Origin of the sequence: Paenibacillus sp. SC116 (assembly GCF_024733555.1) — a bacterium.
GTDB lineage: Bacteria > Bacillota > Bacilli > Paenibacillales > Paenibacillaceae > Paenibacillus_B.
This window is the reverse complement of record NZ_JANIOF010000002.1, coordinates 40,526-60,461: the sequence shown is the minus strand read 5'-3', so window position 1 is coordinate 60,461 and position 19,936 is coordinate 40,526. Positions and strand designations below refer to the sequence as shown.

The following is a 19,936-nucleotide window of genomic DNA, read 5'->3' as shown; positions in this document are numbered from 1 at the left end:
TATCTCCTTACTGCATGAACAATTCGAAGGATTTACTATTTTTATTTTCTGCGACATTCAAAATCTGATCGATATCTTCTTCGGTTACATCGATGTTGTAGAGCATTTTATAATCTTCACGAACCTGCTTACGCATATCGAATCCCTCAAACTTATCGGGATGTGACAATACCGCATAGAAGTACCAGCTAATTCCCGGATTATCTAGTAAAGAAGAGGTTGGACTCTTATATACTCGCTTTTCCTTAACCGCCGTTAAATTTTTGAGGACGGGATGGTTATAAAAATAGTCTGGCGTGATCTCTTTAGCCCATTCTCCGATTACGATCATGTCAGGGTCCCATTGAAGCAGCGTTTCCGCATTAATATCGGCGTCTTTATTCGTTATTTTCCCTTCGGTAAAGGCGGCGTTCTCCACCTTATGTACAGGAGTGTGAGGAAGCTCTGTTCCCCATACATTCATTTGATTTTCATTTACGTGGCTTACAAACACATGATTTTTCCGTTCTGCTTCTGTCAATTTTTCAGTGACGCTTAGAACTGCTTTCTTGGCTTTTTCATGGTGCGCTAACACCGCCTCTACCCGATCCTGCATCCCTAGAGCCTGGCCGTACAAGGTGTATCTTTCGACATCATCCTTGTAAGTACCCCAGTTCAAGGCAACGACATCAATACCTACATCTTCAAGCGGCTTGATCTTAGCCTCTGCCGAACTCCATTGAAACACAACATCAGGGTTCAGCTTCAAAATTTCCTCTACATTGGGTGCGTCCCCTTCAGCATCAATAATATTGGAGTTTACCTCTAAAATTTCAGGATAATATTTCGCTACTACGCCACCTGCAATATTCGAATCCTGATCACTTTTTCGCATACCTAGGAAGGGCTCAACAGATTGAGTTATCGAAAACATTTCTGTCCCCTCGTTAGGAAATAGTACGAAATTTTTTGCATATCCATCCTCAAGAACAACTTCTTTACCCCTACCGTCAACGATAGTTACAGCTTTACTGCTAATATTTTTTACTTCCTTATTCTTTTGGCTATCATCCGTACTTTGGCATCCTGCTAACGTTAATGCCGCAATACCTATAAAACTAATCAACAAAGATTTCTTCATGTCTTACCTCCTAGTTGTGTATGCCTCTGATACCTATGCTGTATTTCTTCGAAGGTATGTAGGAATGCTCTCGAACGCAGGCCAACGGAAAATGTTAATCTAAACCCTCATAAATGTATCCGTATCCATTGTTTGTTTAGATTTCCCAATGAATACCCCTTACATTTCTTAGGAACAGACATACTCATTCTCTTTTCTCTTTAAACTATAAAGCATCTTAGCAGTATTGATAATGATAGTCAATATCAATTACTAGGGCAACTAACTCTCGTTCGGGACATAAAACCTATAGTTATCACCCATGCTGGGCGCACTAAAAAAGGGAAGAACCCATGTTGTTTAGGCTCTTCCCTTTTTAGCAGAAAAGTTTGTGTCTTTCCGATTGCCACAGGCAGACTTGTACTTATACAATAAGAAAATGACAAGAGCTGAAGTCCAATCGACAGGAGGATATTAGATGCCACAATTAATTTTTAGAGGAATTCCAGCCGAGGGCATACGTGCGATTAGCATACCGCTCGTAGAGGAGATGGCTGCCATATGCCAATGCGGAACGGATAATTTCACCTTAGAGTGCTTGCACGTCACCGCTATATTCGACGGGAAATATACCGATTCGTATCCTTTCATCGACGTATGGTGGTTTGAGCGGGGGGACGAAGTCCGTGATAAGATGGCCGAGGCGATCGATAGGCATGTCCGATCACTCGGGATACCTGATCTGGAGATTTCCTTCCGGGTTGGACGCGAGGATAATTTTTATATGAACGGACGCCGTTATACTTCCTAGCTGAAGAAATAATAATGTCGTAAAAAGACGCCGGCAGAGGGACTTTTGCTTTCCACAAGCAAAAGTCCCTCTGCACGTCAATTCATTCTCAATAAATATTGTTCAAGCTGATCAAAGGTTCCTCCGAAGCCCTGCTTCATGGATTCGAACATCCCCTCAAAGAAGCTCCGCTCTTCTTCCGTAGCATTGATCGCTCGGCTGCAAAGGGTTAGTTGGGTTGTACCATTATTATCGCTCAATGTTACCTCATTGCGGATTTCGAGCGGAATTAAATTACTAAACGGAGACCTGACAATGTTTCCTGCCTCATCCGAAAAGCAATTGTTCCATATCATTTTCACAGGAGCCTTGATCTCCTGGTACACAAATTTACCCCACATTTGACTGCCATCAGGAGCTTGCATGCTGTAGTGAAAAGATCCCCCTGCACGAAAATCCAGATGCTTTACACTTATTTCAATCCCTTTTGGTCCCCACCAGTGCTTTAGGTGCTCTGCTTCGGACCATGCTTGGAACACAATTTCGCGTTGTGCATGAATCTCACGCGTTATAATTAACTCTTTGCTATCCGAGTCGGGCATCATATCAATTCCTCCATAAATCAGTATTAACTTTCCATTTACATATATTTAAAACGTACTTGCACTAGATGCCTTGCCCTATCGCGATTACCGACATTGCAAATATTATCTAACAAAGTTATTGCCTTTAAACATATCGCCTTGTTAATCATTTCAATCTAAAAATGTGCAGACCACAGCAAGAGCTATCAAGAAATCAATGCAGTAAAAAAACACTGAGATTCTATTCATCAGTGTCTTTTTTATTGAACCTTTTTCTTGTTATCATTTCAATCAGAGGGTTATCATTTAAAGCAACTTAATTAGCTCTTCTAGCTCTTCAACCAATACTTTTGCAAGTTCAAAATCAGTATTTTTTAAAGCCATTTCAATTTTCATTTCAACTAATTTTTTATTTTGCTCCATCTCTAGATAATCTTTATCAAAATGACTAGCATAAATCATCTGTCTAAATTTTCGCATAGTCATTTTTCTAATTGTCTTATCGTCAATGATTAAAACATAATCCATACCATTTGCAACCGAATAGAAATCATGAGAAATCATGAGAATCGCGCCTTTATAGTTCTCAATGGCTTTCTCCAGTGCTATTTGCGCATAAGTGTCCAAATGGCTTGTCGGTTCATCTAGAAGCAATACGTTTGCTTTACTCGCAGAAACTTTAGCCAACTGAAGCATATTTTTTTCTCCGCCAGATAAAGACCCTATCTTCTGATTAACGATTTCTCCCTCAAAGCCATAGTTTGAAATATAGGATCTAACCTCATCATACGTTTTAAACCCAGCATCGATAAATTCTTCTAGTATGGTATTAGAATCATTTAGCACTTCGCCTTGGACCTGAGATAAATAAGCCACTTTCGCATCAGCATTTATTTCAATGGAATCATGATTATTTTTAAAGATATCTCGGAGTAAAGTCGTTTTCCCTGTACCGTTTGAACCAATAATGGCTACTTTATCCGTAGATTTTATCTCAAAGTTAACATTGTCTAAAAGCAACTCATCAAAGGCAACACTATAATTACTGACATTTATAACAGTGGTGTCTTCCATTTCGTTATCCATATCAAAACTAATATTCGGTTGCTTAATATCAACAAATGGTGCTTTAATTCTACGCGCTTCCAATCTCTCTTGAAACCTAACTCTAGCTTTTAGTGCTCTTCCTCTAGATGCTTCTGAATTATGAGTAGCGATAGCTCTAAGATTATCAATAATGCTATCGTATCTCTCAATTTCTTCTTGTTCAGCAACTGCGATTTCTTGCAACTCAATTTTTGTCTGAAGTAATGAGAAATTATACTCAATATATCGCCCATCGAACTCTTGGATCTCCATGTTTTCAAGGTGTATAATTTTGTTGAAACAATGATTCAATAGGTATCGGTTGTGCGTAACAACTAGCAGTATTCCTTTGTGGGAATTAATAAGATTTTTAAGCGCATTTAGGTTGTCAAAGTCTAAAAATACATCTGGTTCGTCCATAATGATTACGTCTGGACTACTCAGCATTTCCTTCATTACTTGAATAAGTTTGAATTCCCCGCCACTCAGATCGGATACATTAAGATCTTTTAGCTTCATAAGGTTTGCTAAATTAAGTTTCTTATTAATTTTGCTTTCAAAATCATCGCCACCGATTGCATCCAATGCGTCTAAAGCCAATTGATACTTTTCCAATAACGAATCAATATCCGATGATGTTTCCATTTCAGCACAAATAGATGTTATTTCATTTTGTAGCTTAATAAACGGCTCACCTATATATTCAAAAACGGTTGTTTCTTTCGTTTTGTCTAATTGAGGGAACTGACTTACATACCCTATTTTACAATCAGGGTCTATTTCTAACTTGCCCTCAAACATGTATCTTTCTGGATCCATCAGTATATCGATTAATGTACTTTTCCCATTGCCGCTTGCTCCTATAAAAGCGCAATGTTGCGCCTCTTCAAGCGTAAATGAAATGTCGTTATATAGTTCTTTTTGTGGAAATGAGAAGGATAAGTTATCAACTTTTATCATCGTATTACCTTTCTTTATAACTAAAATAGTGACTATTATTAGATGTATTGTAAAATATAAATTTTGAGTTTACCGTTGTAAGAGTAACACTGTTTACGACCAACTTCAATCTGTTTTGTATCCCATCTCTTGGGGGTCAAAGTTCCCACTGCCATACCCGCTTCTACCTCGTCCGATTACTTGCAAGTAAAGAGCAGCCAGTCCTCACGAACAAATCCGTATTGAGTCGCTATTTATAATTTTATATGACCTTTCAGAGCTTAAACAAACTTCGTCGATTTACCTTTATTTATCACTAAATTCTATTGAATTGGACATAATTAGTTCAAAAAATTGTTCAAGCGTATTTGCTACTTTTTCAACTTCTTCGAATTCGGGCTCACATCCACATACAATAGCACCTTTATCATTTGTTAAATCAATTGCATAGAAGGAATATCCACCATCAACTGACATAGCTATTGGCAAGTAATTATCCCACCACGTAGTTATTTCTGATTTCCAAATATCATCATCCATTGCCGCTTCTAAACTAAGCAATTCATATTCATTCCATTTAAATGCAGTATCTGAACTATTATTGAACTCATCCTCACAAATAAACCAAGTCTTCTCATTTGGTGTAATACATTTTTTAACCACACTTAAAAAATCTAAATATTCATTTGGGATTCCTTTATATCTAGATATAATGCTGCTATTTAAATTTAATTGAAATTCAGATTTTTCGGTTATATCCCAACCGTTTTCATTAGCCCAAATAATAAATTCGCCCATTTTTTTATTCATATTCATCACCTTCTAATCGTTTTCTAACCACTCCAGTTTAGCTATCCTGACCTGTTAGTTAAAACCATTACGGAATCATACGGGATTTTATTAGGGCCTAGATTTCCAAAGCATTATCTTCACCGTCACTTGTGATAAGGTTCCCCACGATTTATTTTCACCGCACGATAAATCTGCTCCACCAGCACAAGTCGCATCAACTGATGCGGCAACGTCATTCGACCGAATGACAACTTCGTCTGAGCACGTCTCAGAACCGCATCAGATAATCCATTCGATCCACCAATAATAAACACAACATGACTCGTTCCATACGTACCAAGTTTATCAATATGCGCAGCCAAGTCCTCACTCGACCATAAATGGCCATTTATCGCTAGCGCAACGACATGAGCATCTGGCTTTACTTGTGCTAGAATACGCTCACCTTCGCGATCCTTCACCTGTTCTACCTCAGCATCACTCATTTTCTCGGGTGCTTGTTCATCAGGTAGCTCCGTCACTTGAAATTTCACATAAGGTGCTAATCGCTTGCTATATTCCGCAATCCCTTGCACCAGGTACTTTTCTTTTAACTTCCCCACAGTAACCAATTGAATCAACATCTATAATAACTCCATTCTTTTGCTCTAATCTGTTATGATGACATGCCGCTTGACACAAACTAGTGTACTCGATGCATTCTTATAATAAAAGAGAGGACCTAAGCCCTCTCTTCCCTTGCAAAAATGTATAGAAAGTATCTTAACGACGCTCGTGAATAGCTTTCTCCATGCGCTCCAACGCCTCTTGAATGACAGCACGCGGAGATGCCATATTCAAGCGCATAAAGCCCGCTCCATTTTCCCCGAACGAAATACCTTGGTTCAACCATACCTTCGCCTTCAACTGCAAGAAGTCTTTCAACTCATCAGGAGACAGACCCAGCTCACGGAAATCGAGCCATTTCAAATACGTGCCTTCCTGCTCAAATACCTTCACCTCTGGAATGCGTGCCGTAATAAACTCCTCAATGAGCTTATTATTGCCCTGAATGTACTCCATCATTGCTTCAAACCACGCTTCGCCTTCCGTATAAGCTGCAATCGTTGCTTCAATTGGCATCACATCAAGATCATTCATACCCAATGCTTGTACCGTTCTACGGAATGCGTTTCGCAGCTTCGAGTTCGAAATGATAATATTAGCTGCCTTAAAGCCAGCAATATTAAACGACTTACCCGCAGAAGTAGCTGTAATCGTAATATCTGCAACCTCCGATGACAAGGACGCAATCGGCGTATACGTATGCCCAGGGAATACAATGTCATGGTGGATATCGTCCGAGAAAATAAGCACGTCATTCGCAAGGCAAATATCTGCAATCCGCTGCAATTCCTCACGTGACCATACCCGACCACCCGGGTTATGTGGATTGCAAAGGAAGAACATTTTCACCGCTGGGTCCTTCGCCTTCTGCTCGAAGTCATAGAAGTCGATTTCATAATGTCCATTTTGCAGTGCGAGCGGACTTGTAACGACTATACCGCCATTGGAATCAATCATACTCGCAAATGGTGGATATAGCGGCGGCAAAATGATGGCTTTCTCGCCTGGCTTCACCCAAGTTCGCATCGTAACCGCCATCGCAGGGACAACCCCTGGAATCGTCACGATCCATTCCTTCTTAACATTCCAGTTATGACGCTTGCCCATCCATCCGATTACCGCGTCATAATAGCGGTCCGAACGCTCCGTATATCCATAGATCGGCGTTTGAAGACGTTTCACAATCGCCTCTTGAATCGCAGGCGCAGCCGCAAAGTCCATATCTGCAACCCAGAGAGGAATACAGTCTCGATGCGCGTCTGATTGCGGAATTACTTTTGATGCATCCGTATGAGAGCGGTCAATGATTTGATCAAATTCGTACATGATGTCGCCACCTCGTTCTAAATCTATGTAAGTGAAATGAACTAATTTACCAAAGTATAACATGCTATATAGGGATCGCGCTGGCGAGCTTTTTATTTTTAATACCTAGCTCAAACGAACACCATTAAAAAAGTATCAACAGCACTTTCAATAAAAAATAACCACGGGGCTCTAGGGCGAATATGACCTATTCACATCTCACAGCCGAATTATCCCCATCTTACGTAATCTAATCCTGCCTATCTTCCTTTTTAAATCTGCCTGTCCACATGTGGATAACCATTATCATTTCAACCAAACCATTAGTTATCCCCACTTTTCCCGAACCTTTCCCCATAACAAGCAAAAAACAAGGGTATCCACAGGCTCTCGCCCGTATACCCTTGCTTGTTCTTCGTGCGCTGCAGTTATACACAATCTCATACAGTAGGCATCTTCATCTTACTTCTGACATGATTACTTTAAAAGCAATCCCGATGCCTGCAACTATGCAACTAACATCCTTCGCTATACGACCAGGAACTGTGCCTCTTGCTCACAATTCATACAACAACGAATTGGGCGCTCCCAATCACTGAATTGCTGCTCATCCAAGTCTACAATATCCGGTGCATCTTCAAATTCATCAACGAACTTATCAATTGCTAGTTCTACATGCTCTTTGCATACTACGTACATGAAGTTCCCTCTTTCTTGCCTAACCAGCTGTTTGTCTTATCTCTAATGTACTCCAAGCTCTGTTTCGTTTCAACCCAGAATCCAAATAAGAACCGAAACACCGAAAAATATCGCAGAACATAAATCACCTAACACCTAGCAGCTAACTGGCTGGTCACGCACGAGCGGCTCCACTTACGAGTTAGGACGATCTCCTAATGTCACGGTAGCCTTCATTTGCTTGCCATCCCGATAATACGTAATCTCCATCTCATCGCCGACCTGCTTCTGTTCATACAAATATCTTCTTAGCTCCAATGTTGTAGCAATATCTTGTTTGTCGAACTTCACAATGACATCATTCAGCTTAAAGCCTGCCTCTTGAGCTGGTCCAGAAGCCTCCAGAACAATAACACCTGATGTAACAGACTTTGGCAGCTTCAAATCACTGCGCTGTTCATCTGTAATCGGGGCATACTCATTTTCCAGATCAACGGTATACACGCCTAGATAAGGACGAACCACCTTTCCGCTTGCCATCAGATGATCGACAACTTTCTCCACCTCGTGCATCGGAATAGCAAAGCCCAGTCCTTCCGCTCCCGTAGAAGCGATCTTCATCGTGTTAATACCAATGACACGTCCGTGTAGGTCAATCAGCGCACCACCGCTATTGCCTTCATTAATAGCCGCATCCGTCTGGATGACGGCTTGTTCCCAATCAAATACACCATCTCCATTTAAGGAAATAGGAATCATTCGATTCGTGTAGCTAATAATGCCTGATGTAAGCGAACCACCGAGTCCGAACGGATTGCCAATGGCAATAACCGTTTCACCGCGACGAAGGCTGCGCGAATCGCCAAATTCCGCAACTTGATTTACACCAGCACCATCGATCTTGAGCACTGCCAAGTCCGATATTTTATCTTTACCCACAACCTCTGCATGCTTGCGCTGCCCATTGGATAATACAATTTCCAGTTGATGAGCTCCGCTTACTACATGCTCATTTGTAAGGATATATGCTTCGTTATCCTTTTTCTCAAAAATAATTCCCGATCCCAAACTAACATCATCAAGTCCTTGCTTGCTGTCCTCTTTCTCGATCGCCTTCTGCTTATTCAAGATGCTCACGATTGTCGGACTAGCTTTATCTGCTGCTTGCACAAGCAAATCATCGTAAGCATTCGCAATCATATCTATAGATGGTTCAGCCGCAGCGACTACCGTTGCTGGAGTTGGAGCATGGATGATCCATGAATACAACAATATAACAAAGGCCGCACTCGTTAGTGAGCTAATCATCGCAACTTGCAGTGTAGATAAACTGGTACGCCGGTGAGACTGACCTGCGCGTTTCCAATTCCATGTTTCCGAATGCTGCTTGCGATTACTGCTGAACTTGCTCCTACGCGACACCTTTGACGAATAGAAATCATCACCGAACAAACCCATCCGCTCCAACTCCCCTGTAACCATGATTACGAACTGCTTATATGGTCAATACTATATTTAATGCAGCTGCTTCTATTATCATGCTATGAACAATCATAGATTTTAATTCTCTTACATACCATTTATATAAATAGAATTGCTAGACAGCAAGGAGGCCGTAATCTCTACGTAGCCAAGTTCTATGAATACGGTTTATTCCGTATCGACTAACCCCGTGTGATGCCTATATCAAATTTATATTAATAGGAGGTTGTTAACATGTCATTCCGAACTTATTCCGATTATCGTGATCAGCACCATTTTCACTCTAATGCCAACGCTCAGTCATCCATGTGGTCCAATATTGATCTCATCGCCCAGATCGCTGATCTGAAGCAAGACAACTACCGCCTAACTCTTGCCCTCTCTACCTTAATGGAATTACTCGTTGAAAAGGGAATCGTCGAACAGGATGATATTTCACGCAAAGCATTGGAGCTTGATCAATTTCTCGAACTTACAGACGAATGATGGATTTCTCACGTACGTTATCCCAAGCTGTTGGTCGATCATAGTACGTATCCAATACTTGAAGCTCTGATTCTTTATAAAAATGACCGTTGCTTTCCATAACATCCTGTACCGTCATGCGGGCAATATCTTTCTGATTATGCTCACGGCTCAAATGGGCTAGATACACTCTACGTGTGTTACCCGTCACCACTTCACTCATCGCTTCACCAGCAGCTTCATTGGACAAGTGTCCCTTGTCGCCAAGAATACGCTGCTTAATATTCCATGGATAACGGCCCATGCGCAGCATCTGAACATCATGATTCGACTCCAGCACGAGTACATCTGCATCTGAGATCGCATCGCGAACCTTGTCTGACATATAACCGAGATCGGTCGCTACGCTCAGCTTAGTGTCACCTTCGTAGAAATTGTAAGCTACCGGCTCGGCCGCATCATGGGAAATACCGAACGATTCGACACGAAGATCGCCAAAGTCCTTTGCTTCCCCCGTATCCATCACAATTCGTTTCTCCTCTGCCAGCTTGCCGACATGCTTCTGCAGCGCCTCCCATGTCTTCTCATTCGCGTATACAGGCACATCATACTTGCGAGCGAATGCACCCAGTCCCTTTACATGATCAGAATGCTCATGCGTAACTAGGATTCCATCAATACTCGAACCTGACAAGCCTTGCTCATGAAGCAGCTCGTCCGTTCTCTTGCAGCTCAAACCGACATCGATCATGAGCGTCGCATCGTCTGTCTTCACGACCGTACAATTGCCTGTAGAGCCGCTCGACAACACTGTAAATCGTAAGCTCATGCTTCTTTCTCCTTCTTATCCACCTGATAATGCTCAACAGCCGCATTATTGGCACTCACATAATAAATATCATTTCCATTCTCTAATACAACACGCCATACAGGCGCAGCAACTTGAATATCCGTATCAAACTGCTGACCATGATAGCCAAGTTTAATACTTTTAACAACGTCACCAGGAGACAAATGGTCTTCTATCAGCTTGCCTAATGCCTTGGAGGCAGGAAGCACCGCCTGTGCCGGGGCTTCATTCGATTCTACTAACTCCATGTACTGCTGACGATAGCTTGTAATCTTCTGGTTATCATAAAACAGATCCAAGCGTACATCGAATATAGGAAACCCCGTTGGCATCATCTGATGCAGTACGAACATATTGTCTCGATAGGAATCATCGTACGAATACTCTTCAATATGCGGCACTTCATCTTTAAGCGCAGCTATCGTTTCCTGATGTGAAAAGATCACTTTACTATGCTCCTTATTGTTAAGGGGTACAGGTTGATCCTGCTTCACCGTGTAACGGTAAGTAATCTCTCGCAATGAAGGAGTCTCAGAAGGAATTGGTCCTTTAATCTGAATCTGCTTCTCCTCCATCGTGCGAATCGTCTCCTCTGATAGAGACCTCCAGTCCATATCAGAATGCATCCGCTCGCGTATATCCTGCCAGAGCTGATAACCGAGCACAATATTTAAGGCTAGAAAAGCAAAAATTAAGATACTCTTGGCCCGACCCCAATCCATAACTGCTCCTCCTTTCATTCCGAGCTAAATTATATGACCCATCCCGTTGTCCCATCTCGATACGTAACTTGCCAAGCAGGGGTTAGCTTCATTCCTTCGTCCAATAGAACAGGCTTATATACAGGCTGCACATCTGTAATTTCAGAATAGCGCTCCATCTGCTTTAACTTGTTTAGCAATGTTTCTCCGGCTGGAAGATTACGCAGCTCTCTTTGTGTCGCGTGCCCACCTAACTTAATAAGTGAACGATCATATGTCGTGACCATGCCATTTTGCAAAGTGACTTGTACATAGCCGAACTTAAGTGCGGAATTCATCATAATCGGGTAAGAACCCCAATATTGTTGGAATCGTACTTGACTATGCTGACCACTTTGCGATTGAATCATAGAACCAGATAGATCATTTACCGTTCCATCCTCAATCAAAGACAAGCGATACTTACCATTCCATCCTCCATGCTGATTGACAAAGGAAATCGCCTTTAATGCATCTGTTGTAGCCTCACTCTTACCTTCAGCCGGCGCGCTAGGATCAGAATAAGTGACCCAATGATGCTCTTGATTGACCTGCAGTCCTCGTTTACTATCCGTGTAAATCACGGATCCATTCGCTTCGGTAATAATCTTCGTTAGTGTTGGGTCAAAGAACAAGCTGTTTTGCATCTCTTCAGGAGTAAAAACTTGATAAGGTAGAACAAGCTGCACCATCTCATACGGCTCAACAGGAATATAGAATTTGTTATCAATACGCTTATAAGCAGGCACACCCCGCCCAAATTCAACTTGCTGCTTCACATCTTCTACAGTCAAGTCTGCATCCGTGGATTCATAGACACGGCCATTATCTTCCGTCACAAATAGTACCCGCACCTGATTCATATCCTCTAAAGCATATATCCATATCGCACGAATATTTTCGTTCATGAACGCGGAATCACCGTCATTAATAGGAATTACCTTTTCCAGCAGCTTCGCAGGGATAGCTGACTCAAACTGCAATTCAATCCCCTCATACTGGCGTCGAATCAAATTCCAATCAATCGTTTCCGCAGATTTCAGCTGAAATGCCTCAAACGACCTGCCTTTCAATCGATTGAGAACAATATTGTAAAACGGCACGTCTGGATACAGCAACGTATGCTTGTCATTCCCTAAATGAAGAACAATTCGATTCGGATAGATCAAATTCTCTACCTTTTCCTCTTGTCCAAGAGGACGTACTGGCATGTATTCATTCTCCCGCTTCATAACTGCATTGAAGTCCGGCATGTTATAGGTTAAAAAGAAGCTTTGCGTCAGGCTCGTCACAATGAGCACTGCCAGCAAGATCGATTTTGCTTGCTCCTTCACCCTAATCACTTCCTTCTTCAATCAATTTAGGCTGGGACAGATTGTCCTTCTCTTCTAGATGCCCAACAGCATCCTCTTTGGTTGGAACAACAGCAGGAATTGTAAAGGTAACTTTCGTTCCTTGCTCCCATTCCGAGTCAATCGTGATCGTGCCGCCATGCACCCTTATAATTTCCCGGGCAATCGACAAGCCTAGTCCCGTACCGCCCATACCGCGCGAGCGAGCCTTATCCACACGGTAAAAACGATCGAAAATGCGGGCAAGATCTTTCTTCGGAATACCCATACCATTATCCTCTACTGTCACTGCCACCATATTGTGACCCTCTGTCCAAACCGCACGTAGACGGATCGTTCCATGATCGGGTGTGTATTTAACCGCATTGGATAATACATTGTCCAATACCTGATCGATCTGATCACGATCCATAACGAGTGATTCAATGCCAGACTCGATTTCAAGACGTGCGTCAATCCGCTTCTTCCGAAATTGGAAAGAGAACCGATCCATCGCTTCATCCAGCAGCTCAGATACATCCGTAAGCTGCATCCGCAAGCTTGACTGTTTTGAATCCAAGCGAGATAAGTGCAGCAAATCGGTTACTAGACGAATCATTCGCTCTGTCTCATTACGAATAACGCCAACGAACCTTCCTGCTAGCTCGGGCTCATCTAATGCGCCATCATCCAACGCTTCTGTATAACTTTTAATCGTCGTTAACGGTGTTCTAAGCTCATGGGATACATTAGCCACGAATTCACGACGTGACTGATCCAGCTTCTCCTGCTCCGTTACATCACGCAGCACAAAGATTGTACCCGTCGTCCCTTCACCACGACGATGAATAGGACTAAACGTTACCCGCAGTATCGATTCATGATCTCCAGCTGCGCCACCTTCATCCATATATGAACTATACGGCAGCAGCATCCAGTTCACTTGCCCTCCGACCCGCTTCTGCAATACATCTGGAGAGATATTCAACATCTGTGCGATGTCTTTGCCCTCTGCATCGCATTCCTTCATTCCTAGAAGCTCACTAGCTCCTCGGTTCAAAAGAATGACTCTGCCATGCTCATCCGTTGCGATTACACCATCGCTCATATTCGTCAAGATCGAAGCTAGCTTCTCATTTTCTTCTTCATTTACACTAAGCGCTTCTTGGAGCCGCCGTGTCATATGGTTGAAAGCCTCGCTCAAATGGCCAATCTCATCATTTCCAAGCACAGGAACCGTTCCTTCAAAGTTCCCTTCTGCTACTTTGGCTGCTTGGCGGGTAACTTCCGTAATCGGCTGCGTAATCGTATGGGCAAGTATAATGCCTAGTGCAGCCGTAAGACCGAGCGCAATAATCATACCGGATAAGAAGATTTGATTAATCGAGTCAATCGTTTCATACAAATCTTCCATCGAAGCAACGATATACACCGCACCAACTACTCCGCCATCCGCAGAATTAGCCATAATCGGCTTGGCCATGACCTTTTTTCGTACATTATGTTCGTCAATGATATCTTCTTCATTTTCTGGTATGCTCTGCAAAGCACGGCTAACGACTGTTTCCGTATTTTTACGTCCAATGTAGCTGCGATGAGCTTGTACAGAGGTCGCTAGCACTCGGCCTGTATCGTCGAGGACCTGGATCTCTACACCATTCATCGTAAACAACGTCTGCAAAATGTTATTTAGTTCATCCCGCAATTTCTGATCGGGTGTCCCTTCATTCTCTTCCAGCTTGGGAGCTGCAAGAAGTTGTACAATGCTTGCCGTCTTATTTAAATCGTCTGTAAAATTGGTCGTAAACAAATCCTTCATCGTACTGATGAAATAAACGCCGATCAACTGCATCGCAATAAGAATGAGCAACACATAAATAATAATCAGCTTTGCCTGAATCGTACGAAAGAAACGACTCACCCATGCAACCATTACAGTCCTCCGTTATTCGGGTTACGCATCATATAACCAAGACCACGACGCGTAATAATATATTCGGGCTTGCTAGGGTCATCTTCAATCTTCTCACGCAGTCGGCGTATCGTTACATCTACGGTCCGCACATCTCCGAAATATTCGTAGCCCCATACCGCTTGCAATAGATGCTCACGTGTCATGACCTTGCCGTTATTCTTCACTAAATAGTAGAGCAACTCATACTCGCGATGTGTGAGATCGAGTGCCTTTCCATTTTTATATACAAGATACATATCGGTATCAATCAACAGCTCATGCAAACGAATGCCCTGTTTGTCCGGTGCATCTGCTTCAGCAGCTGGATCTGCCTTCTGACGACGTAAATGCGCCTTTACTCGTGCGAGCAGTTCACGTGTGCTAAATGGTTTCGTCACATAATCATCAGCGCCCATTTCTAGGCCTAATACTTTGTCCAGTTCCGTATCCTTTGCGGTCAGCATAATGATTGGCATATGACGATGCTGACGCACTTCACGGCAAACATCCATACCGTCTTTGCCTGGCAGCATCAGATCAAGCAGAATCAGATCTGGCTTCTCCGACAATGCCAGCTCTACCGCTTGGTTACCATCGAAAGCGCAGACAACTTCGTAGCCCTCTTTTTCTAAGTTGAATTTCAAAATATCCGCAATCGGCTGTTCATCATCCACGACTAATATTTTGCCGTACATGAACTCCACCTCACTTTAAATTCCATCGAATCTTATTCGTCTATTGTAGCATACTTCCTTTATTCCCCCGATAGCAAACGTTGGGCGTGCAAGCAACGTCCTATATTTCTTCTCAACGTCAAACAGGGACCGTCCTTGCCATTTTCATGACATAGAACAGTCCCTGCTTTTGTTATACGACAACAGCCGAATCTTCTGATTCAATTCACTGCATACGTGATTATAAATACTTAAGTGGGTTTTGCGGCTCGCCATCTTTCAGGATCTCAAAGTGCAAATGTGTTCCTGTAGAATTACCCGTATTCCCCATAACACCGATAGATTGGCCTTGCTCAACAATGTCACCTGCTTCAACACCAATGGAATCTAGATGTGCATACATCGTCGTATATCCATTGCCGTGATCAACAATGATCATGTTGCCGTACCCATTTTTAACACCTGCAAAGGATACTCGTCCTTCATCAGATGCCATAATGGTATGATCACCGGACACAACATCGATGCCCTTATGCAATCGGCCCCAACGTTGGCCAAAGCCACTTGTTAACACAGGCGAGTGGACCGGATTAATAAAGTTGCCCGTTCCTTCTCCTGAAACGACTTTTGTACCTTTAACCACAATTTTAGGAACAGATGGCTTAATAATCTCCTGACCTTGCCATTCTTCCTTCGTCATCATGCCATTGTCCTTAATAAGACGATAGGACATGCGCTTCAGGCCTTCCGTGCCTTCACGAATGACTTTCGACTCACCAGCAGCCATTTCCGGATTTTCTTTCGTAATGACTTGTGGTTCTGTCACGATATACTCACTGTAGGCCTCTACCGTTTTCACCGTGAGCAATGGATCTGGCTCCATCAAGTTTAATTGCTCTCCAACTTCAAGGAATCCTTCCCCTACATTTGGATTGTTACGGTATATTGACTCAATGGATACATCGTTTGCCTTAGCAATGGAAGATACCGTATCGCCTTTCTTAACCGTATAGCCTCTCGGCCAAGCATTTCCTGTCGTTAACAAGGACAATGCTTCTTCCTCATTAAGCATCTTACCCGGTTCTGTCTTAATTTCGTGCATGCTGACACGTTCACGCAGGCTAACCGACTCCAAGCGAGACATCGCCTTCGTCGTCTTCTCTGAAGATGAAGTTAAGGCAGTGACAGGCTTCACTTCATTAAGCCCTACCTCATACTTGCCTTTTACCGTTGCCAAAATTTGTTCAGCTGTATCGTAATCTTTCACAATGCCAACAGGCTTGCTGTTCACTTTCAATTGAACACCTGCTGCATAAGAGGTCAGATGTTTGTCCAATTTGCCAAGTGTTTCACCTGTTGTAACTTCAGGCTTATATGCGATATGCTCCTCCGTACGAATGTTACTCGTATCGAGTTTCATGATCGCATCAGGATGTTTAGTTTGTATAGCTTGTAAATACTTATCATAGTAACTGTCCAAGTCCGATTGACTAGCAACCGTCCCTATATATTGATTGTCGCTGTATACATGAAGGTAAGGCAGTCGGTTCGCTTGTACATAAGATGTACCTCCCCAAATAGCTGCTCCAACGATGGCTGCACCACTAATCGTCATTATTACCTGCTTGCGAGATTGTTGCAGACGCGCAAGCCACGCTTGCTCTCTCATCTTGTTGCTTAGTGCAGTCGCCCATCGCTTCCAGCCACCAGTATGGGGTTGTTGAACATCGACGTTTTCTGTTGTCCCCTCATGCTGAGAATGATCATTTGATGGTTTCATGCTTAGCTCCTTACTATTTTCTCAAAATATGGACCAAATCTTTATTGTAAATTGCGTTTGAATATAAAAATATTGTCTACTAGTAAATAGTTAACGATTTGTCACCTTTTACAATGTAACATAGGTCAAAGTTGAGATGCAACCGACAGCGCCGCCTCACTAGACTCGTTCACCAAATATCCACTGCTTTTTCCACATCCTACGCCTAGATCAAAATGAACCTCCATCTATATAGAAGGAGGCCCATTTTTTGAACATATTATGCATACAACCAGCACTTTTGAGACAAAAGTACATGTATTTACATGCTCGTAATGGTCTACAAACTAGCATGGCTGCTATTACTCAGCAGCTTCTCTATTATTGGTACTGTTCTCATTAGCCTGCGCCTGCTGTATTGGCTTGCTGCTACCGGTCAAAATTTCCCGCATTTGTTTATACTCTTCATCGTTCAAATGCTTTGCTAATATTTGCTCCATTTCAATAAGCTCAGCAGCCGTTAAGCCTTCTTCCATCAACACGGATATACGCTGCCAATCATCAGCAGGAAGCTTCTTCATCAACGTACTAAACAGCTTTTCTTTTGTCTGCTCTGTTAACTTATCCTTACCCTCGACTATTTCTTCAGGCGTTACTAATACACGGTTACCGGATTGTGATGACTCATTAATGTTACCGCTCCATACAGGCAAAGCAGCATCGGATGTTGCTCCTTCCTGTTCAGGTGAATTGCCGCTCTTACGATTCTGTCCGGGAGAAGTTGATCCTTCCGTAGAAGAACGTCCACCATTCGTCCCCACCTCATCAGAGTTGCCCCTATTATCGTTATTGCTAGCACCATTAGTACCGGATGTATCAGGTCTGCCCGTTCCATTTGTACTTTTCTGCCCCGTATTCTGATCGCGCTGTGCCCCTTGCTGAGTTTCCCTACCATTATGGGACTGCTCGCTTTGCTGAGCGGTCTCACGTGTATCTATACGGTCAACTTGTTGTTCAGATTTTGCACCATTCCATAAGCTGCCCCATAGTGACATCACCGTTAATGGCTTTTTATCAATAGGCAGCTGAAACTGTTGAATCGTCGTCTGCAAATACTGGTCGACAACAAGTGCCGTTGTCCCAATAGTTAATAAGCTTGTTATCACACTAATAACGATAAATGCCGCCAACATTCTAAGCCAGCGAGTAATAAACCGCATATGCCCTTATCTCCTTCCGTATCCTTCTCGCTCACAATGCCTCTGTCAGCTGCATTCGGAAGAAGATCGTGATGTTGCACCAACTATGACTGATGTGCTAACTAGACTAGGCAATACTTCTTAGTATCACCCATCAGCCTCGCGTTTATGCGCACACAAAAAAGCGCCCACCCTATCTGCAATTGCAGTAAGGATGAGACGCCTTAGAACGAGCTATAAATGATTCAATTAACGGTAAATGTCACGAACTTGGTTCGTTTGTTCACGGTTACGGCCAACGGAGAAGATCGAGATCGGAATACCTGTCAGTTCAGATACACGCTCTACATAGTTGCGAGTCGTCTCTGGCAATTCAGCAAGTGACTTGCACTGTGTGATGTCTTCAGACCAACCTGGCATTTCCTCATAAATCGCTTCGCATTCGCCAAGTGTTTTCAAGTTCGCAGGGTAGTGCTCGATGATCCCACCACGGTACTTGTATGCTGTACAGATCTTAACTGTCTTAAGTCCAGACAACACGTCCAAGGAGTTCAAGGATAATCCTGTAATACCACTCACACGACGAGCGTGACGAACAACAACCGTATCGAACCAACCTACACGACGCGGACGACCTGTTGTCGTACCATACTCATGACCCGCTTCGCGGATATAGTGGCCAACTTCATCATCCAATTCCGTTGGGAATGGACCATCGCCTACACGAGTTGTGTATGCCTTCGCAACTCCAATAACTTCTTCGATCTTAGAAGGACCTACGCCAGAACCAATACAAACACCACCAGCAGTTGGGTTGGAAGATGTGACGTAAGGATACGTACCTTGGTCAATATCCAACATAACGCCTTGTGCTCCTTCGAAGAGCACTTTCTTGTTAGTGTCAATTGCGTCGTTCAAAGCAACAGAAGTATCTGCTACATATGGACGAATAAATTCTGCATATTCCAAGTACTCTTTCAACGTAGCTTCGATATCAAGCGGCTCTCCGCCGTACATCTTAATCAGCTCATTTTTCTCATTTGCCATGTGGCGGAATTTCTTTGTGAATTCCTCCTCATCCAGCAAATCAGTGATGCGAATACCGATACGCGCAGCCTTATCCATATAAGCAGGGCCGATACCTTTACGAGTCGTACCGATCTTGTTAGGACCTTTGCGTTCCTCTTCCAATTCATCCTGTACCATATGGTATGGCAAGATGATATGAGCACGATCGCTGATGCGAAGATTGTCCGTTGTAAATCCATTATCATGAATGTAAGTAATCTCTTCAATTAAAGCCTTCGGATTGATAACCATACCATTACCGATGACGCACAACTTATCGCCGTAGAAAATACCGGACGGAATTAAGTGCAGCTTGTATTTCTTATTATCGATAAGTATTGTGTGGCCCGCGTTGTTACCACCTTGGTAGCGCGCAACGACATCTGCGCTCTCCGCGAGAAAGTCTGTAATTTTCCCTTTACCTTCATCGCCCCATTGGGTTCCTACAACAACAACTGTGGACATAAAACCATACCCCCATCGGGTGTTTCACACACCAATTTTCGCTGCCCCGATCCATGTTGTCCTCTTGTTA

General features: G+C 42.9%; 18 protein-coding genes. 2 read left to right on the top strand and 16 right to left on the bottom strand.

Annotation, left to right across the window (positions count from 1 at the left end; all coding sequences use genetic code 11):
- Positions 1 to 7: 7 nt before the first annotated feature.
- On the bottom strand, positions 8 to 1,120 hold the full coding sequence (locus tag NQ117_RS12030) for an ABC transporter substrate-binding protein (protein ID WP_258278286.1): 1,113 nt from the start codon (positions 1,118 to 1,120) through the stop codon (positions 8 to 10).
- Positions 1,121 to 1,577: 457 nt separating this feature from the next.
- Here NQ117_RS12030 and NQ117_RS12025 point away from each other — a divergent pair, with 457 nt between their 5' ends.
- On the top strand, positions 1,578 to 1,910 hold the full coding sequence (locus NQ117_RS12025; RefSeq protein WP_144992592.1) for a DUF1904 family protein: 333 nt from the start codon (positions 1,578 to 1,580) through the stop codon (positions 1,908 to 1,910).
- 77 nt (positions 1,911 to 1,987) lie between these two features.
- Here the strand turns inward: NQ117_RS12025 and NQ117_RS12020 are convergent, their stop codons facing one another.
- From NQ117_RS12020 to NQ117_RS11990, 7 genes are all read right to left on the bottom strand, one after another.
- Positions 1,988 to 2,494: an SRPBCC family protein gene (locus tag NQ117_RS12020; RefSeq protein ID WP_258278285.1), complete on the bottom strand. Its 507-nt coding sequence runs from the start codon at positions 2,492 to 2,494 to the stop codon at positions 1,988 to 1,990.
- A gap of 285 nt (positions 2,495 to 2,779) precedes the next feature.
- Positions 2,780 to 4,519 (bottom strand): ABC-F family ATP-binding cassette domain-containing protein, encoded by a 1,740-nt coding sequence (locus tag NQ117_RS12015; RefSeq protein WP_258278284.1) that lies wholly within the window; start codon positions 4,517 to 4,519, stop codon positions 2,780 to 2,782.
- 285 nt (positions 4,520 to 4,804) lie between these two features.
- A complete protein-coding gene (locus tag NQ117_RS12010; RefSeq protein ID WP_258278283.1) occupies positions 4,805 to 5,308 on the bottom strand; it encodes an SMI1/KNR4 family protein in 504 nt (167 codons plus the stop codon).
- A 125-nt stretch (positions 5,309 to 5,433) separates the two neighbouring features.
- Complete coding sequence (gene rlmH, locus NQ117_RS12005) at positions 5,434 to 5,913, bottom strand: 23S rRNA (pseudouridine(1915)-N(3))-methyltransferase RlmH (protein WP_258278282.1); 480 nt, start codon at positions 5,911 to 5,913, stop codon at positions 5,434 to 5,436.
- A 139-nt stretch (positions 5,914 to 6,052) separates the two neighbouring features.
- Positions 6,053 to 7,222: a MalY/PatB family protein gene (locus tag NQ117_RS12000; protein ID WP_258278281.1), complete on the bottom strand. Its 1,170-nt coding sequence runs from the start codon at positions 7,220 to 7,222 to the stop codon at positions 6,053 to 6,055.
- A 507-nt stretch (positions 7,223 to 7,729) separates the two neighbouring features.
- On the bottom strand, positions 7,730 to 7,900 hold the full coding sequence (locus tag NQ117_RS11995; protein ID WP_144992606.1) for a CxxH/CxxC protein: 171 nt from the start codon (positions 7,898 to 7,900) through the stop codon (positions 7,730 to 7,732).
- Positions 7,901 to 8,074: 174 nt separating this feature from the next.
- Complete coding sequence (locus tag NQ117_RS11990) at positions 8,075 to 9,337, bottom strand: S1C family serine protease (protein WP_258278688.1); 1,263 nt, start codon at positions 9,335 to 9,337, stop codon at positions 8,075 to 8,077.
- 258 nt (positions 9,338 to 9,595) lie between these two features.
- Here NQ117_RS11990 and NQ117_RS11985 point away from each other — a divergent pair, with 258 nt between their 5' ends.
- The gene (locus NQ117_RS11985) at positions 9,596 to 9,847 is read left to right on the top strand and encodes a hypothetical protein (RefSeq protein ID WP_375163065.1); all 252 of its coding nucleotides are present in this window, start codon (positions 9,596 to 9,598) and stop codon (positions 9,845 to 9,847) included.
- Here NQ117_RS11985 and NQ117_RS11980 read toward each other — a convergent pair.
- The 8 genes from NQ117_RS11980 to NQ117_RS11945 form a co-directional block, all read right to left on the bottom strand.
- Positions 9,834 to 10,655, bottom strand: coding sequence for an MBL fold metallo-hydrolase (locus NQ117_RS11980; protein ID WP_258278280.1), 822 nt, complete (start codon positions 10,653 to 10,655; stop codon positions 9,834 to 9,836). The two genes, NQ117_RS11985 and NQ117_RS11980, sit on opposite strands and share 14 nt — an antisense overlap.
- Complete coding sequence (yycI, locus tag NQ117_RS11975; RefSeq protein WP_258278279.1) at positions 10,652 to 11,398, bottom strand: two-component system regulatory protein YycI; 747 nt, start codon at positions 11,396 to 11,398, stop codon at positions 10,652 to 10,654. Before yycI ends, NQ117_RS11980 begins: the two co-directional genes overlap by 4 nt.
- A gap of 29 nt (positions 11,399 to 11,427) precedes the next feature.
- Complete coding sequence (locus NQ117_RS11970) at positions 11,428 to 12,750, bottom strand: YycH family regulatory protein (protein WP_258278278.1); 1,323 nt, start codon at positions 12,748 to 12,750, stop codon at positions 11,428 to 11,430.
- Between the two features lies 1 nt (position 12,751).
- Positions 12,752 to 14,680, bottom strand: coding sequence for a cell wall metabolism sensor histidine kinase WalK (gene walK / locus NQ117_RS11965; RefSeq protein WP_258278277.1), 1,929 nt, complete (start codon positions 14,678 to 14,680; stop codon positions 12,752 to 12,754).
- Entirely contained in the window at positions 14,680 to 15,396 is a 717-nt protein-coding gene (yycF, locus tag NQ117_RS11960) for a response regulator YycF (RefSeq protein ID WP_258278276.1), read from the bottom strand. The genes walK and yycF overlap by 1 nt, the downstream gene beginning before the upstream one ends.
- Before the next feature lie 220 nt (positions 15,397 to 15,616).
- Positions 15,617 to 17,155, bottom strand: a complete 1,539-nt coding sequence (locus NQ117_RS11955; RefSeq protein ID WP_258278275.1) for a peptidoglycan DD-metalloendopeptidase family protein — start codon at positions 17,153 to 17,155, stop codon at positions 15,617 to 15,619.
- 341 nt (positions 17,156 to 17,496) lie between these two features.
- Entirely contained in the window at positions 17,497 to 18,354 is an 858-nt protein-coding gene (locus tag NQ117_RS11950) for a spore coat protein (protein ID WP_258278274.1), read from the bottom strand.
- A gap of 228 nt (positions 18,355 to 18,582) precedes the next feature.
- Positions 18,583 to 19,866, bottom strand: a complete 1,284-nt coding sequence (locus NQ117_RS11945; RefSeq protein ID WP_258278273.1) for an adenylosuccinate synthase — start codon at positions 19,864 to 19,866, stop codon at positions 18,583 to 18,585.
- Positions 19,867 to 19,936: the final 70 nt, after the last annotated feature.

Bases quoted from the DNA above. Each gene is read 5' to 3' on its own strand.
- NQ117_RS12030 (WP_258278286.1), bottom strand. From the start codon at position 1,120: ATGAAGAAATCTTTGTTGATTAGTTTTATAGGTATTGCGGCATTAACG.
- NQ117_RS12025 (WP_144992592.1), top strand. From the start codon at position 1,578: ATGCCACAATTAATTTTTAGAGGAATTCCAGCCGAGGGCATACGTGCG.
- NQ117_RS12020 (WP_258278285.1), bottom strand. From the start codon at position 2,494: ATGATGCCCGACTCGGATAGCAAAGAGTTAATTATAACGCGTGAGATT.
- NQ117_RS12015 (WP_258278284.1), bottom strand. From the start codon at position 4,519: ATGATAAAAGTTGATAACTTATCCTTCTCATTTCCACAAAAAGAACTA.
- NQ117_RS12010 (WP_258278283.1), bottom strand. From the start codon at position 5,308: ATGAATAAAAAAATGGGCGAATTTATTATTTGGGCTAATGAAAACGGT.
- rlmH (WP_258278282.1), bottom strand. From the start codon at position 5,913: ATGTTGATTCAATTGGTTACTGTGGGGAAGTTAAAAGAAAAGTACCTG.
- NQ117_RS12000 (WP_258278281.1), bottom strand. From the start codon at position 7,222: ATGTACGAATTTGATCAAATCATTGACCGCTCTCATACGGATGCATCA.
- NQ117_RS11995 (WP_144992606.1), bottom strand. From the start codon at position 7,900: ATGTACGTAGTATGCAAAGAGCATGTAGAACTAGCAATTGATAAGTTC.
- NQ117_RS11990 (WP_258278688.1), bottom strand. From the start codon at position 9,337: ATGGGTTTGTTCGGTGATGATTTCTATTCGTCAAAGGTGTCGCGTAGG.
- NQ117_RS11985 (WP_375163065.1), top strand. From the start codon at position 9,596: ATGTCATTCCGAACTTATTCCGATTATCGTGATCAGCACCATTTTCAC.
- NQ117_RS11980 (WP_258278280.1), bottom strand. From the start codon at position 10,655: ATGAGCTTACGATTTACAGTGTTGTCGAGCGGCTCTACAGGCAATTGT.
- yycI (WP_258278279.1), bottom strand. From the start codon at position 11,398: ATGGATTGGGGTCGGGCCAAGAGTATCTTAATTTTTGCTTTTCTAGCC.
- walK (WP_258278277.1), bottom strand. From the start codon at position 14,680: ATGGTTGCATGGGTGAGTCGTTTCTTTCGTACGATTCAGGCAAAGCTG.
- yycF (WP_258278276.1), bottom strand. From the start codon at position 15,396: ATGTACGGCAAAATATTAGTCGTGGATGATGAACAGCCGATTGCGGAT.
- NQ117_RS11955 (WP_258278275.1), bottom strand. From the start codon at position 17,155: ATGAAACCATCAAATGATCATTCTCAGCATGAGGGGACAACAGAAAAC.
- NQ117_RS11950 (WP_258278274.1), bottom strand. From the start codon at position 18,354: ATGCGGTTTATTACTCGCTGGCTTAGAATGTTGGCGGCATTTATCGTT.
- NQ117_RS11945 (WP_258278273.1), bottom strand. From the start codon at position 19,866: ATGTCCACAGTTGTTGTTGTAGGAACCCAATGGGGCGATGAAGGTAAA.